General features: G+C 64.6%; 13 protein-coding genes. 2 read left to right on the plus strand and 11 right to left on the minus strand.

Annotated elements, in window-relative coordinates; genetic code table 11:
- Together ACIQLI_RS12395 and ACIQLI_RS12400 are read right to left on the minus strand one after the other, a co-directional pair.
- Complete coding sequence (locus ACIQLI_RS12395) at window positions 1-498, minus strand: DUF2505 domain-containing protein (protein ID WP_310201612.1); 498 nt, start codon at window positions 496-498, stop codon at window positions 1-3.
- Window positions 499-545: 47 nt separating this feature from the next.
- Window positions 546-2,087 carry an SDR family oxidoreductase gene (locus ACIQLI_RS12400; RefSeq protein ID WP_354229933.1) on the minus strand — a complete coding sequence of 514 codons (1,542 nt, stop codon included), beginning with the start codon at window positions 2,085-2,087 and terminating at the stop codon, window positions 546-548.
- A 109-nt stretch (window positions 2,088-2,196) separates the two neighbouring features.
- Here ACIQLI_RS12400 and mfd point away from each other — a divergent pair, with 109 nt between their 5' ends.
- Window positions 2,197-5,841 (plus strand): transcription-repair coupling factor, encoded by a 3,645-nt coding sequence (gene mfd / locus ACIQLI_RS12405; protein WP_400388686.1) that lies wholly within the window; start codon window positions 2,197-2,199, stop codon window positions 5,839-5,841.
- A 4-nt stretch (window positions 5,842-5,845) separates the two neighbouring features.
- Window positions 5,846-6,655, plus strand: coding sequence for a metal-dependent hydrolase (locus ACIQLI_RS12410; RefSeq protein ID WP_354229929.1), 810 nt, complete (start codon window positions 5,846-5,848; stop codon window positions 6,653-6,655).
- A 120-nt stretch (window positions 6,656-6,775) separates the two neighbouring features.
- Here the strand turns inward: ACIQLI_RS12410 and ACIQLI_RS12415 are convergent, their stop codons facing one another.
- The 9 genes from ACIQLI_RS12415 to ACIQLI_RS12455 form a co-directional block, all read right to left on the minus strand.
- On the minus strand, window positions 6,776-7,003 hold the full coding sequence (locus ACIQLI_RS12415) for a hypothetical protein (RefSeq protein WP_089594218.1): 228 nt from the start codon (window positions 7,001-7,003) through the stop codon (window positions 6,776-6,778).
- 54 nt (window positions 7,004-7,057) lie between these two features.
- Window positions 7,058-7,750: a deoxyribose-phosphate aldolase gene (gene deoC / locus ACIQLI_RS12420; protein WP_400388691.1), complete on the minus strand. Its 693-nt coding sequence runs from the start codon at window positions 7,748-7,750 to the stop codon at window positions 7,058-7,060.
- Window positions 7,751-7,886: 136 nt separating this feature from the next.
- Window positions 7,887-8,810 carry an FAD-dependent oxidoreductase gene (locus ACIQLI_RS12425; protein WP_400388694.1) on the minus strand — a complete coding sequence of 308 codons (924 nt, stop codon included), beginning with the start codon at window positions 8,808-8,810 and terminating at the stop codon, window positions 7,887-7,889.
- Window positions 8,811-8,966: 156 nt separating this feature from the next.
- The gene (locus ACIQLI_RS12430) at window positions 8,967-10,322 is read right to left on the minus strand and encodes a patatin-like phospholipase family protein (RefSeq protein WP_400388697.1); all 1,356 of its coding nucleotides are present in this window, start codon (window positions 10,320-10,322) and stop codon (window positions 8,967-8,969) included.
- Window positions 10,319-10,795: a hypothetical protein gene (locus ACIQLI_RS12435; protein WP_400388700.1), complete on the minus strand. Its 477-nt coding sequence runs from the start codon at window positions 10,793-10,795 to the stop codon at window positions 10,319-10,321. The genes ACIQLI_RS12430 and ACIQLI_RS12435 overlap by 4 nt, the downstream gene beginning before the upstream one ends.
- Window positions 10,792-11,274 (minus strand): hypothetical protein, encoded by a 483-nt coding sequence (locus ACIQLI_RS12440; protein WP_311213212.1) that lies wholly within the window; start codon window positions 11,272-11,274, stop codon window positions 10,792-10,794. Before ACIQLI_RS12440 ends, ACIQLI_RS12435 begins: the two co-directional genes overlap by 4 nt.
- Window positions 11,271-12,254, minus strand: a complete 984-nt coding sequence (locus tag ACIQLI_RS12445) for an acetoacetate decarboxylase family protein (RefSeq protein WP_400388703.1) — start codon at window positions 12,252-12,254, stop codon at window positions 11,271-11,273. The genes ACIQLI_RS12440 and ACIQLI_RS12445 overlap by 4 nt, the downstream gene beginning before the upstream one ends.
- A complete protein-coding gene (locus ACIQLI_RS12450; RefSeq protein ID WP_400388706.1) occupies window positions 12,251-13,306 on the minus strand; it encodes an esterase in 1,056 nt (351 codons plus the stop codon). The genes ACIQLI_RS12445 and ACIQLI_RS12450 overlap by 4 nt, the downstream gene beginning before the upstream one ends.
- Window positions 13,303-15,273: a hypothetical protein gene (locus tag ACIQLI_RS12455; RefSeq protein WP_400388709.1), complete on the minus strand. Its 1,971-nt coding sequence runs from the start codon at window positions 15,271-15,273 to the stop codon at window positions 13,303-13,305. Before ACIQLI_RS12455 ends, ACIQLI_RS12450 begins: the two co-directional genes overlap by 4 nt.
- Between the last annotated feature and the right edge of the window lie 42 nt (window positions 15,274-15,315).

Genomic DNA, 15,315 nt, shown 5'->3' on the forward strand with positions numbered 1-15,315 from the left:
CTAGTGGCTTTCGAGCCAGGCCTGGGCCTGCTGCGACTGGATGTTCAGGGCCTTGCCCACCATCGGCTCAGCGGCGTCGGCGATCTTGCCACCGAGGAACGGCACCGAAGAAGACACGTTGCCTTCGAGCTCGATCCGGGTGTTGCCGCCATCAGCCACGAGGCGCTGAACGGCCGTGACGTCCAGGGGAGCACCCGAGATCTTGAGCGCGATGTTGCTGGCGCGCGAACCATCGGCGGCGGGAGCTTCCCACTGCTCGGTCTGGGTGACCTTCAGGGTTTCGCCAACGAACTTGCGGGCAATGTCCGGCAGGCGGGTGGTAGGCAGGGTGCGGACGGTGGTGGTGCTGAAGGCACCGGCCGGGTCGCCGTCGATCGTGAACGATTCCAGGGAGCCGCCCACCAGTTCGCTCGTGTGACGCAGGAAATCTTCGTTGACGAATACGGCAGCAACGCGGTCAACGCTGTGCGGCAGGGTGGTGGATGCGCTCAGGGCCATGGGTCCTCCGTGAATGGTGGTAATGAAGCTTTTTAGCTCCCAACATCCTACGGGGTCTCGCTGGCCACCCCTGAACCGGCGGTCTCGGGCGGGCTTTCCTGGAGGGTGATGGCCGCTGCGGAGATGTTGCGGGCCATGGACGGGAAGATCAAGCCGTGGAACGGGTAGACGCCCAGCCAGTAGAGCCGCCCGGCCAGTCCGCGCGGGAAGAAAATGGCACGCTGTTTGTACAGGCTGCCGCTCCCTTCGGGTTCAACAGCCAGCTCCAGCCAAGCCCCTCCCGGTGCCCGCATCTCGGCCCGCAGGCGCAACAGGTGTCCGCGGTCAATAGCCTCCACCCGCCACCAATCCACTACCTCGCCGGCGTTCAGCGTCTTGGGATGCCGGCGTCCCCGCAGCAATCCAGCGCCGCCTTGGAGCTTGTCCAGCCACCCACGGACCCGCCAGGCCAAAGGGAGCGAGTACCAGCCGTTCTTGCCGCCGATGCCCTCAATGATGGTCCAGACGTGCTCTGGCTTCGCTTCGCTGTGGAAGGTCCGTTCGTCCAGGAACACTTTGTAACCGGCCCAGTCGGGGTCGCTGGGAAGCGGGTCGGCGTCGATGCCGGCGTTGGCCCAGGTGGTCTCCACCTGCCCGTCCCGTTCCTTGCCGAGCGCCAAGGCAACGGCGCGGCGGTAAGGTGTCAGGCCGCCGTCGGGCTGCGGGAAGTAACGGTCGACGTCGTGCTCCCGCGAGACCGCGTCATGCTGCAGCGACTGCACCAACGGCAGGGACATGGACAAAGGAATGGGGGTCACCAGGGCAACCCACAAACCGGCGAGCTTCGGTGCAGGCACGGGCAGCGCAATGACCAGCCGCCGGGGGAGCCCACGCTCCACGGCGTACTCGTTCATCATCTCCTTGTACTTCAGGACGTCCCGGGAGCCGATATCGAAAGACCGGTTCACCTTCTCCGGGAGCGCAGCTGCAGCTACGAGGTAATGCAGGACGTCACGGACCGCGATGGCCTCAACCCGGTTGCCGACCCAACTTGGCGCGGGCATCACGGGAAGGGTTTCGGCGAGGTGCCGGATCATCTCGAACGACGCCGACCCGGAACCAATCACCACACCGGCCTGGAACACGATCGCGTCCACCGGCGAATCGAGGAACACCTTCCCCACGGTCTCGCGGGAACGCATGTGGACGGAAAGTTCCTCGTTATCCGGGTGCAGCCCGCCAAGGTAGACGATCCTGTCTACGCCGGCCTTGGCCGCGGCTTCTGCCACGAGCCGGGCCATGGCTTCCTCCTTGGCCTCGAATCCGCTGCCGGACGCCATGGAATGGACCAGGTAATACAGGACGTCCACGCCGGCCAGGGCTTCGGTGAGGCCGTCGGCGTCGGACAGGCTGTTCTCGATGATCTCCACGCGGTCATGCCATGGAACATCGGCGATTTTCTGTGGCGTGCGGACCAGGACCTTGACCCTATGGCCGGCCTCGAGGAGCCGGGGGACCAGGCGGCCGCCGATGTATCCGGTGGCGCCTGTCACCAGTACGGTCCTGGTGTCCTGCGGGGTGTTGGAATGGGTGGCTTCCGAAGGCTGCAAAGGAACTCCTGGGGCTGGGGGTAGAGGTAGGCTGGAATGACCCGGCGTTCATCTGAATTTCCGGGCATTTGTGTTGCCTGCCCTTGGACCCACCCTAGGAGTTTCTGTCATGAGCCTCAACGGTCTGCGCCGCGCATTGGCGGAGGACAAGACTTTCGCGCGCGTCCGAACGGAAGCTCAGCGGCCTTTCAGCGACCGCAACACTGACTACCAGATCAGCGCGCCCACGGGCATGCGGGCTGTGCTGCTCGCCGAAATGGCCGACGCGCTTGCTGATGCCGGTGCCGACCAGGCTACCGATGGCGCCGGCACTCCCGTGGTCCTCGCCGTCACGGCTACCGGCCGCGAGGCCGAAGACCTCACTGCCGCTCTGGCCTCCTATCTCCCAGCCGAGTCCGTGGCAGCCTTTCCCAGCTGGGAAACCCTCCCGCACGAGCGGCTGTCACCGCGCTCGGACACCGTGGGCCGCCGGCTATCCGTCCTGCGCCGCCTGACCCACCCGGAAACCTCGACGGCGGCCCCCTTGCGGGTAGTGGTGGCTCCTGTCCGCGCCGTGGTCCAACCCCTTGTGGCAGGGCTGGGGGACCTGGCTCCGGTGACCCTGCAGGTGGGACAAGAACGCTCCTTCACTGAGGTAGTCCGTGCACTGTCCGATGCCGCGTATGCCCGCGTGGACATGGTGACGCACCGCGGCGAATTCGCCGTCCGTGGCGGCATCCTTGACGTTTTCCCACCCACCGAGGACCACCCCATCCGCGTGGAGTTCTTCGGCGATGAAGTGGACCAGATGCGCTGGTTCGCCGTGGCCGACCAGCGCTCGCTGTCCGCCCCCGGCATCCACCACCCCACGGAACTGCACGCCCCGCCGTGCCGCGAAATCCTGATCACGCCCTCCGTGATGTCCCGTGCGTCGAAGCTGAAGGCGGACATGCCGGCAGCTGCGGACATGCTGGAAAAGATCGCCGGCGGCATCGCCGTTGAAGGCATGGAATCGCTGGCGCCCGTGCTGGTGGACGCCATGGTCCCGTTCGTGGACCAGCTTCCGGCCGGATCGCTGTCCGTCGTCATCGAACCCGAGAAGGTGCGCACCCGCGCGCACGATCTCGCGGCCACCAACGAGGAATTCCTGGAAGCCGCCTGGTCAACAGCGTCCGACGGCGGTGCGGCGCCCCTTGACCTGTCGTCCCAGGCCTCCACGGACCTGCATGCCGCCAGTTTCCAGTCCCTCACCGATACCCGATCGGCTGCCCTGGCACACGACGTATCCTGGTGGTCCATCACCTCACTGGCCACGGACGAGGACCTGGTCCTGGACATCGACGTCCTGAACATGCGTGCCCGTGAACCTCGTGGCTACCAAGGCGAAGTGGCGGAAATGCTTGAATTCATCGGCTCCCGCGTCCGCGAGCAATGGCGGGTGGTGGTGGTGACCGATGGTCCCGGGCCTGCCCAACGCCTGGCAGAGCTGTTCCACGATGCCGACATTCCGTGTTCCCGCGTTGAGTCGCTGGAGAAGGAACCGCAGCCAGGCATCATCGAGGTGACCACCGCCGCCGTCGGACGTGGTTTTGTCCTGGACGGCCTGAAACTGGGCCTGTTGACCGAAGCCGACCTGTTGGGTCGCGCGACGGCCAGCTCCACCAAGGACATGCGCCGTATGCCGTCCAAGCGCCGCAACGCCGTGGATCCGTTGCAGCTGCACGCCGGCGATTTTGTGGTGCACGAGCAGCACGGCATCGGCCGGTTCGTGGAGCTCATCCAGCGCAAAGTGGCCGGCACGTCGTCGTCCGATGCCGGGCTGCGCGAGTACCTCGTGCTGGAGTATGCGCCCTCCAAACGCGGCGCCCCGGGGGACCGCCTCTTTGTGCCCACCGACCAGCTGGACCAGGTGACCCGCTACGTCGGCGGAGACACCCCCGCGTTGAGCAAAATGGGTGGCGCCGACTGGGCCAGCACCAAGTCCAAGGCCCGCAAGGCCGTCAAGGAAATCGCCGGTGAACTGATCCGGCTGTACTCCGCCCGCATGGCATCCCGAGGACACGCCTTCGCCCCCGATACCCCATGGCAGCGGGAACTCGAGGAAGCTTTCCCTTATGTGGAGACGCCGGACCAATTGACCACCATCAACGAGGTCAAAGCGGACATGGAACGGGAGATTCCCATGGACCGGCTGGTGTCCGGTGACGTGGGCTACGGCAAGACTGAAATTGCGGTCCGTGCAGCGTTCAAGGCCGTCCAGGACGGCAAGCAAGTTGCTGTGCTGGTGCCCACCACACTGTTGGCGCAGCAACACTACGAAACCTTCACGGAGCGCTTCTCCGGGTTCCCGTTGCGCGTGAAGCCGCTGTCCCGTTTCCAGAGCACCAAGGAAGCCAAGGAAACGGCCGAGGGCGTCAAGAGCGGCGCCGTGGACGTCGTGATCGGTACGCACCGGCTGCTGTCCAAGGACTTCGAGTTCAAGGACCTGGGCTTGGTGATCGTGGACGAAGAACAGCGCTTCGGGGTGGAGCACAAGGAAGCGCTCAAGAAGATGCGCACCAACGTTGATGTGCTGGCAATGAGCGCAACGCCGATTCCCCGAACCCTTGAAATGTCCCTCACCGGTATCCGGGAAACATCCACCCTGGCCACGCCGCCTGAGGAACGCCACCCCGTACTGACCTACGTGGGGCCGTACACGAACAAGCAGACCTCCGCAGCGATCCGCCGCGAACTCATGCGCGAGGGACAAGTGTTCTTCGTCCACAACCGGGTTTCCTCGATCGAGCGCATCGCAGCACAAATCCGCGAACTGGTTCCGGAAGCCCGCGTCGAAGTTGCCCACGGCCAGATGTCCGAAAGCCGCCTCGAGAAGATCATCGTGGACTTCTGGGAGAAGCGGTTCGACGTCCTGGTCTGCACCACCATCATTGAGACGGGCCTGGATATTTCCAACGCCAACACCCTGATTGTCGATGGCGCGGACAAGTACGGCCTTTCGCAACTCCACCAGCTCCGTGGACGTGTTGGCCGTGGCCGTGAACGTGCTTACGCCTACTTCCTGTATCCCTCCGAGAAGCCATTGGGCGAGGTTGCGCTGGAACGCCTCAAAGCCGTGGCAGCCCACAACGAACTCGGTGCCGGGATGCAGCTGGCCATGAAGGACCTTGAAATCCGTGGCGCGGGAAACCTCTTGGGCGGTGAGCAGTCGGGTCACATCCAAGGCGTCGGCTTTGACCTCTACATTCGCCTGGTGGGCGAGGCTGTGGCCGAGTACCGCGGCGAGGCCGAGGAAAAGGCGGCGGAAATGAAGATCGAACTGCCCGTCAACGCCCACCTTCCGCACGACTACGTGCCAGGGGAAAGGTTGCGCCTGGAGGCCTACCGTAAGCTGGCCGCGGCCATCACGTACGACGCGATCGACGAAGTCCTGGCCGAACTGGTGGACCGCTACGGGGAGCCACCGCTGCCTGCGCAGAACCTCATTGCCGTGGCGCGCTTCAGGGTGGGAGCCCGCGAAGCCGGCCTGTCCGACGTCGCGCTCCAAGGCAACTTCATCCGCTTCTCGCCGGCGCAACTGCCCGAATCCAAAACCATGCGCCTGAACCGCATGTACCCGGGCTCACAAGTGAAGCCTGCGCTGGACTCCGTGCTGATTCCCAAGCCCAAGACGGCCAGGATCGGCGGACGCGACCTCCAGGACGCCGAAATCCTGCAGTGGGCCAACACCGTCATTGAAGCGATTTTCGCCGACGTACCCGTGAAGGCTGGCTAACTGAATGATGGGAGGACATCACGCCGCGTCGGGAGCCGCGGCGTGGATAGCTATTGCCTCAACCGGCCCGTATGCCCTGGGCTGGTACCCGTTGGATTCCACCGGAATCCTGATCGGCGCCATGGCGACGGCGGGAACTGCTTTGGTGGTCGACTGGGACCACCGCCACAGCACCATCGCGAACTCCCTGCCGCCGTTGTCCAACATGATTGCGGTGGGAATTGAGAAGGCCAGCGGCGGGCACCGCCAAGGGACGCATTCCCTGTTGGGGGCCTCGGCCTTTGTTGTGCTGGCAGCAATGGCCGCACAGTTCCAGATGGTGACGCCCATGGGAAAGCTGTCTGTGGGCGCGGGGCTGCTGTGCATGTTCATGATCAACCTGGCGGCCAAGGCGTTGAACCTGTTTCCGAAGTCAGGCTGGATTACCAACTGGCTGTTTGCGTTGGTCATGGCCGGCCTGGTGACCTGGTTTGCGCCGGATCAGTGGGGTTGGTTGCCGCTGTCCATGCTCACCGGCGTAGTGGTGCACATTGTGGGGGACATGATCACTGTTGGGGGCGTGCCGCTGTTATGGCCCATTGTCATCAAGCCGCCTAAATTCCTGCGAAAATCGTTGATCAGCGGAATCTGGCGCTCCAACGGTGCCTTCTCCATCCCGCTGCTGGGGCGGGCTGGTTCCCGACGTGAGTGGCTGGTCCTGATTCCGGTCAGCGGCTATGCCATGGTGGGCATGGGAGCCGCGGCATGGACATTGGCGCAACAGCACTGGCCCGGCGTTTTGGCGGCATTGGGTGGTGTGGTGAAGTTACCGTGACGGACTGACGGGATCGCCCCTGGCTGTATCGCCCTGGCTGCCTCACCAGCAGGCGTCCAAGTGGCTTAAAAGAAAGCGGCCCAGGCATCAGCCTGGGCCGCTTCGCTGTATCTCAGGGGTTTAGCTTTCGCCTGCGGAATCAGAACGGCCAAGAATGGTCTGCGGGATCCAGAAAGCCAGCGCGAACAGGCCCAGGCAAACGGCCATCGGCCACGGGTTGTCCAAGCTCAGGAAGGACAGCGAGTAGATGGAGCCCAGGAAGAGCACGATCATGACCACGAACAGCACAATGCTTGTGCCCAGGTTGTTCTCACGTTCAATGGGGGCGCTTGTTGCGTTCTTGGACATTCGTTCCTCCTCGGCCCCGCGGGGCTCAAAAATTCTCTGGCAGTTGCGGAAGCCTCAGTAGGCGGATGAACCTTGTTCACCCTTGACGATGGCAATTCCGGAACTTGCTCCGATACGTGTTGCACCAGCAGCAATCATAGCCTGTGCATCGGCCAGGGACCGCACTCCACCGGACGCTTTGACCCCGAGGTCCGGTCCAACGGTCTTGCGCATCAAGGCGACGTCCTCAGCAGTTGCACCTCCGCCGTTGAAGCCGGTGGAGGTCTTCACGAAGTCCGCACCTGCTTCCACGGCCGCTTCGCAGGCGATGACTTTCTGCTCGTCGGTCAACATGGACGTCTCGATGATGACCTTCAGGATGGCCTCACCGGCGTGGACCGTCTCGGCTACAGCCTTGATGTCGTCCACCAGTGCACCCTTGTCATTGGCCCGGGCAGAGGCCATGTTGATCACCATGTCGATCTCGTCCGCACCATCGAGCACTGCTCCGCGGGCCTCAAAGGACTTGACGTCGCTGGGCGTGGCGCCCAGCGGGAACCCGATGACCGAACACGTCAGCACGCCGGAACCCTTGAGGGCCTTGGTGACGGTTTTGACCCAGACCGGGTTCACGCAGACGGACTTGAACCGGTATTCGATGGCCTCGGCACAGACCTTGAGGACGTCTGCTTCACTGGCCTCCGGCTTCAACAATGTGTGGTCGATGTAGGAGGCGATGTTCGCCGGGGCGACGGCTTGGTTGCTCATGGGATCCTTCCGTGCAGGGCGTGGCCGGCCCGGTGGCCGCAGGGTTGTCACTGCCCGTCAAAGGACCATCTTGCCACATGGGTTGCCTGCTGCAGGGAGGGCTTGGGTGCCGTGGAAGACGGTCACCCAGGGCGGGCTAAGCCGCCATGGGGACCTGCTGCTGGTCAGAGCTGCCCCGTGTGCCCAACAGCATGCCGGAAGCGCACAACATCGCAGAAGACTCAGCGGAGAGAAGCAAACCAAGGCGGAGGCCGTCGCACGAAGCGGCATCGCCGATCGCCCAGATGCCGGGGACGGAAGTGGCGAGGTCGCGCCCCACGGAAATGCCGCCGTCGGACGCCACCGCCAAGCCGGCGCTCTCGGCGAGGTCGTTACGGGCCGTGCGTTCCTCGGCAATGACCACGAGGTCGCCCTTCATGCTGCTGCCGTCCTCGAACAGGATCCCAGTGGCCGGCAGGGTGGACTCCGGTGTGCCTGCGGCAGTGGAAACAACGGGAACAGTGGAAGCAACAGGGGTGGGATCGGCAATCACCGCGGCAGGGCGAAGGGTGGTCCGGACGGGACGGACTCCACGGGCACGGAGGACGGCCTCTGCCTGGCCCGCGGCGGGCCCACTGCCCACCAGGATTCCGAGGGGACGGCGGCCCACTATTCTTGTGACCTCCTTGACGGCTTCACCGATGGCGGCGGCGTCGTCGATGGTGGAGTAGCTGAGGCCGGATTCGGCTCCGGCTACAGGCGGGAGGGAAGGGGCAGAACCAGTGGCAATGACCAGCTGGTCGTAGGAGAATTCCAGGCCGTCCACGGTGGTGACCATTTTGGCGTCGGAGTCGATGAAGCTGGCCGGCTGCCCGAAGCGGACCGAAACCTGGGGGAGCCCGGCGAGTTCCAGCAAAGCCTCCGGGCACTCATCGCGGTTACTGAGGACGGTGATGGTTCCGTCGAAAGCGCGTTGCCGGGAGTCTGACCTTCCCGCAAGCCGCCGCACCAAGGCCTGGGCCGCGGGGCCTGCGCCTGCGATGACGATGTGGAGGGAGGGTGCGGACGGGGTGGAGGACATGTTTGGCCCTTTCGCTCAGATGACCTGCTGTTGATCATCAGCGTAGGCGGCCGGTTTTTCACGGGTGTTTCCCCGCTGTTGCCATCTGTGGCGCATCTGAAGCGTGGTGTTTACCGGCCGGTAATAACGTGCGTCACACTGGGTCTGCCGCCGGCCTCAGTACCGGCGCAAGAACTCGCGGAATCCGTTCCCCGCGAAGCCTGCTACCGCGCCCGCACGGTCCACGAATCCGTGGGCGCCCACTGGTTCAACGGAGGCCAGAAGGCCGGCAGCATCGGCCAGGCTCATGGCCAGATCGGTAGCCAGTCCGCCCACTTCCAGCCGGGCACGCCGCGAATCCGCCCAGGCATCCGGCCCCGGGTCGTCGTGCAACGTGCGGGTCACCACCAGACTTTGCCACCCGCCGTCCACCCTTACGCGGGCACGGTAGGTGACGTCGTCGCCATGGGTCTCTACGCGCCCGCCCACCAGAAATGCCCGCCCGAACCGGGAGTGTTCCAGATAGCCGCTGAGCTGCGGCGCTTCGTCCCCGGGATCCGAGGGAAGAACCACCGTGGCTTTGAACGTCACGGGCGATCCCTCCAGGTCGCCCCGAAGGGTGTCGTTGAAGCGGACGCTCGGCGCAGGCTCTGTCATCGCCGTGCAGTTGGCATCCTTGGCCAATCCGGTGTCAGTCATCGAGTCGAGGTAGGCGCGGGCGTCCCTGTAGCCCATGCCGATCAGCGTATCGGCATCGATCCTGCCCAGGTAGAACTCTGGGTCCAGAGGAAGGGGGTGCCGGGGACGGACTACGTGCAGCACAAATTCGCGTCCGGCAGCCTCGGCAGCATCGAAATCAGCCAGGAGGGCGCCCATGGCACTCATCTCGATCATGTGCACGTACTGTTCCAGCGGCCCGTCGCCCCAGTAGGGCGTATTTCCGATGCACCAGACCAGCCACACTTCGTGGGCCCCACGCCGCAGTGCTTCGGCCACGTTGGCGTCCCTGATCCAGACGGCGTCGGTCCAGACTTTTCCGTCCCGGCGCAGGGGCGTCAGGAAGATGGGAAGCGACATGCCGGCAGCCATGAGCCCGGCGTCGATGTCCGTGGCGTCTATTGCGTGGCAGCGCTTTTCGGTGAACTCCACCACGTTGAAGGAACCCTCGACGGCGTCCTGTTCCGCTGCGCGGGCCCGGATGGTGGCGTCGTTGATGCCCAAGGTGGGGAAGACCTTGCTGAGGATGCCGTCGGCGTCGCCTACGGCGGGCAACGACCATGGACCCTTGAGGTAGTCGCCCGCGGGCAGTGCTGAGCCGAAGTCCTTGACGTCGACGCCCGACCACCGGGCACACATCTCATCCGGCGAGACGCCGGAGAGAATCATGCCGGCCGTGAGGATCCCGCCGGAGGTGCCGTCGACGTGCTGGAATTCCAGGCCTTCCTCGGTGAGCGCCTTCACCACTCCGGCCTGCCAAGCCACCCGCATGCCGCCACCGGCGAGGACCAGGGAGCGCTTTGCCGTGTGTTTCATCCTGCCAGCCCGGTGGTTGCAGGTGCGGCGCTGAGACGGCGCCAATAAACGAAGAGGAGAATCCCGGTTGCGAGGTCGAAGAAGGCCACCAACAGGGCAACGGGCGCGAAGACGCCGTTGAGGACGCCGATGCCCACGGCCCCGAACGCGCCGGTTTTCTGGAGCCCGGACCACAGCACCACCTCGGGCGAGGGAACAGCGTTGAGCAGGGTGTGGAGGAGCAGTCCGCCGACCACCACCATGAACATCCCCACGGTGCCGAAGAGTTGGCGGGTTTCAGGTGTGGAGTCAGCGCCGATCAGTTGCAGGACTTGCCCGCCGAACGGGACCTGCACGGCCCCGGTCAGGACGGTGATGACGGCGATGACCGCGAGCACGGCGCGGAGGGGATCGGCCACTGCCCAGGCAACGGTGCCGGGCGGGTGTGTTTTTCGGGGGTGCCGCCCGGAGTGTGCCGGCTGGTGCGCGGTCACGCGTAGGACTCCAGCAGCCGGCCGCGGTCCACCAACAGCCAGACCATGGCGGCCCAGGTCAGGGTGGAGACGTAGAAGCGGATGTCGTTGAGCATCATCCAGCGTTTGAGCAGCGACCTGAGTTCGGCATCGTCCGCGAAGTCGCCGCCACGGATCCGGACGTTGATGGGGATGATGATGCCTTGGCCCACCCAGGTCAGGACGATGATTCCCAGCAGGCAAATGACGGCGGGGATGACCCGGACGGTTCCCCATTCAGACCAGACAAGGATGCCGCCGGAGATAAACATGATGGGCACCACGATGGTGAAGAACTTGGTGGCAGCCCGGGTGGGGATGCCGAAGTGCATGTCCACGTTGTCCCGGGCCAACGATTCCCAGGTGGGGTAGAGGAAGAACTTGAGGACCCACATGGTGCCTACATACATGGTGGCTCCGAAGAGGAAGTAGAGGGCGTTGAGCAGGAGCAGCCAGTTCACTGGGCACCACCACGGGGGTCGGCACTTGGTACGGCAGCGCCCGGGACCCGGCTCCGGTCCGGTGGTGCCAGCCATTCCTGCCCTTGGCCCAGCTCCATCACGCTGTCCATCATGTCCCCGCCGCGAAGGGCCACGGCCTCCAGCTGGGTGGGAGCAGTGAGGAACCAGGCTTCGTAGTGGTCATCCAGGACCCCATGGGCTTGGGGCAGCCAGGCGGTGAACACCGGTTTGCTCTCTACCTGCAGGTCCTTTAAAGGCTCGACGCCGGGCGCGTCACCGAGGATGAGCCGCGCCTTGGCTTGGGCGCCGAGGGCGATGTCTCCGGTGGCTTCGAAGTAGATGTCCGATTTCCAGAGCATGTTCCGGAAGACGCAGTAGTTGGACGCGGCAAGTTTGAGGGGAAGCTGGGCGGCGCCCGGTGATGCCGGCCGTTCGATTTCGATGTAGCAGCCCAACTGGCCGTCCTTGTCGTATTGGGCTGACACGGTGGAGTCCGTGACCACGAAGTCCAGGTTGGCTTGGTGCTTGGGCATGCCCCAGATTCCTTTTCCCCCTTTGACGGAGACTTCGGAACTGACGGGCAGGTCCACCACGAACTGGCCGAGCTTGAACGTCTTTTGGAAAAGCAACGGGAGGATGGGCGGGGCAGGCCTGCTGCCGTGGGTGATGGCGATGGCCAGGGAGTACTCGATGTACTTTCCGATGTCCGTGGACTTGTAGTTGACCACGGTCACCACCAGCAGCCCTTTGCCGCCGAGGGTGAACGGCCGCATTTCCGAGCCGGGGAGTGCGGCGGCGGCTGCCCGCTTGTTGATGGGGAAGGCGGCCATCAGCACCGGCGAGTCATCGGAATTGACCGGCATGACGTATTTGATCCCGTCCGCGAACGCATGCTGCCCGCGAAGCCGTTCCTGCCTCCGCGGAACAGGCGAGGGGAGGAGCTTGAGCAAGGGTACGGCCAGTTCGGTGAGGTTTTTCATGGCTTCGACTCCGGGGTTCGGTTCAGTTCGTCGACGATGATGGGAAAGGTGTCCTGCCAGGCGTGGTCGCCGAAGAAGACGTCCAGGTGGCCGTAGCCGGGGATGAGGTGGAGTGAATCCTTCCCGGGGCGGTGCTTTTGAAAGAACTCGTAGGTGCGTTGCTGGCTTTCGGGCAGGAAACACAGGTTGTCCAGTCCCGTGATGAAGGCGAACCTCGCATCGGTCTGCGGGGCTTCGGCCACCAGGTTGTCCGGCAATTCCGGATGGTCGCCGGCGGCCACCATATGCCCGGCTTTGATGCTGCGGCCCATTTCCTCGAAGAACGTCACAGGCACCTCGGCGAACTCGCCGATGAGCCATTGGTGGGTGGCGTCGTCGAGGTTCTCATGGGACCAGAGGGCGGGGCGGCCGCTGCCGTAAGTGAAGCTGACCATCTTGCAGACGGTGTTGTCGCATTCATGGTGGGTGGCTTTGACCAAGCCCCGGATGGCCCGGGTGAAGTAGCCCTGGGACTTGTACCCCCACGCCGGAGACAGGTACGGCGTGAAGGCTTTGACGACGGGCGTGAGGTAGTTGATTTTCAGCCGGGAGAACGCCGGCACTACGGGGTGCAGGGATACCGCGTTGGACACGATGGTGTCCACCTGCGGCAGCAGCCCCGCCACGGCCGACATCGTGAAGGACGTGGAGCCCTGGCAATGGATCACGGCTTTCATGGTCTCCGCACCGGTAGCGTTCAGCACATGCTCGACGGCGGCCGGATGGTCGTACACTGCGGCGTCGGCAAGCGTCCAGGACAGGGGATCAAGGTCGATCGATGCCCGCCAGTTCAGCATCCAAACATCCCAGCCGTCGTCGATGAGGACATCGACGATGGTGGTGCGGACCGGCGGCCTGAACAGCTCGGCCCGCACTCCGGAACCGTGAACCAGGATCACCGGCCCTTTGACCGCTTCGAGGGGTGAAGTGACGTGGACCAGGCTCAAAGGTGTGTTGTCCCGGGCACGGATCGGAATGACCTCGGTCCGGTGCTCGGCACGGGTGATGATCATGGGGTGTTTCCCTTCCGTGCGATGGTGATGGGTTCTTCAAGCAGCCGCACGGCTGGCAAACCGGTCAGCGGTACCAGCCGCGCGCCGTCGTCGTTCGTTGCCAGGTGCCAATCGCGGCAGACGGTGTCCACCATCAATGGGTAGACGGTGAGGTTGGCGTCGGACGAGAGGTGGATGCGGAGGAAGCCTTTGTGGTCCTCGATCGCCTGGCCGGACATCTTCCACGAGGCCACCTCGCCGCCGGGCGTCGCCAGGATGTACAGGGCGAAGGCCTCGCTGCCCAGCGCCCACCCGCCCAGATGTATCAAGGCAAGCACCAGGAGCAGGATCACGACGTCCGGCCAGCTCTCCGGCCAAGGAACCAGGATCACGACGGCGGTACTCACCGCGAGCGCAGACAGTTGGTACAACACACCACGGGCGAAAACGACGACGCCTGCCTGGGCCAAGCCCCACGAACGCGCGGGCAACGAGGCCACCGCCAGGAGAAGCGGCACTGCAAGGATCAGGACAAGGACAAGTACAGGGGTGTCTCCGCGGGTCAGGCTGCGCAGGCTGTCCACGAAAGCCTCCCCGCGGAAGGCGCTGAAGACCGTCCACAGCGTCAGCGCGGCCACCACATGCATGATGCCCAGCGATAGCCCGAAGCCGGGGTTGCGGATGGGGAGCCAGAACTGCGAGAAGGGGTTGGCCAGTTGTGGGCCGAGCAGGCGGGAGTCTCCTTGGCCGGGGAATGTGGTGGGCGTGCGGGTGAAGATGCGGCCGGTGCCTGTCTGTTGTGGGCCTCTTTGTTGTGTACCCGACTGCCGTGTGTGCCGCGCACTGGACGATTCACCGGGAGTGGCCGACGCGGCAGGCAGGGTGAGCTGTTCCGGCAGTCCGTGGGTATCCGAGAGGTAGGCGCCGCCCAGCCCGCAGGTGATCATCTGGGTCCTGCCTGGATCCGTGGTCTGGTGCTGGTTGCGGGAGTGATTTTGGGAAGGGGAGTCCTCGTAGCGGGAGTAGTGGTGGAGGTCTCCGGTGAGCCAGAGCCTGACGCTGGCACCTGTGGCGTCGAACAGTCCCGTTTCGGGGTTGAAGCGGCGGCACAGATAGTCCTGCTCGAAGAAGTTCACCTGCCGGAATTCACCCCACCCGGGCTGCGTGGCGTCAACCCAGAACGGTGCGGCGACGCAGAGGATGATCGCATCGCCGGGCTGCAGCTGCAGAGTGACGTTCCGGTAGAAATAGTCCAGTTGCGGCTCGTCGATGTACTGCCCCAGTTGGCTGTCCAGGCCCAGCAACCACCAGCCGGGGGCGCCGTTCCGCCCCGGTCCGGGAGGAGTTCCGGTCAGCCGCACGGCAAAGTAGCTCCGGTTCTGGATGGTCCGCCAGCCCCCGATGCTCCGCTGCCTGGTGAACACCCGGATGAACGAGGTGAGGCCGTCGTACCAATCGTGGTTGCCGGGAAGCGCGAGCATGACCGGAGGCGCATTGTGGGGCCCGCTGTGCGCGTCGTCGGCGCTTTTTGGGGCGCTGAGCGGGCCTCTCACCGCAGGTGGGAAGGCCGTCCGGTAGGGGCCAGCCATCCGGTTCTCGTATGCCGCCGGCGACGCCACCGGGTATACTTCGTCCCCGCCCAGGACCAGCACCCTGCCGCGGGGAAGCTCATGCCCGTCCACCGTCAGCGTGTCCTGGGCCAGCAAGGACGCCACCGTGTATGTGGCATCAAAGCCATCGCCGAGGTCGGCCGCGAAGTCGAGCCACATCTCTGTCGCCGCCGGAGCCACTGCGGGCTCATCTTGGAGATCGGCAGGCGAGGGAAGCCCACGGCTGCTGACAACGGGTTGCGCCGGTTGGCCCGGGACGGGAAGTTTTTCCAAGCGCAGGGGGTCTGAGGGAAAGCTGCCCTCAAGCTCGCGCTTATCTCCAAAATCGGCAAAGACTGTGGCCGCAGCGACCTTCAACGCAGTTCTGGCCAAAGACATGGGCGAGAGCCAACGAACCGCAGCCTGAGGTGTGAAGCCCAG

This window comes from Paenarthrobacter sp. NPDC091669 (assembly GCF_044756725.1).
Lineage (GTDB): Bacteria > Actinomycetota > Actinomycetes > Actinomycetales > Micrococcaceae > Arthrobacter > Arthrobacter bambusae_C.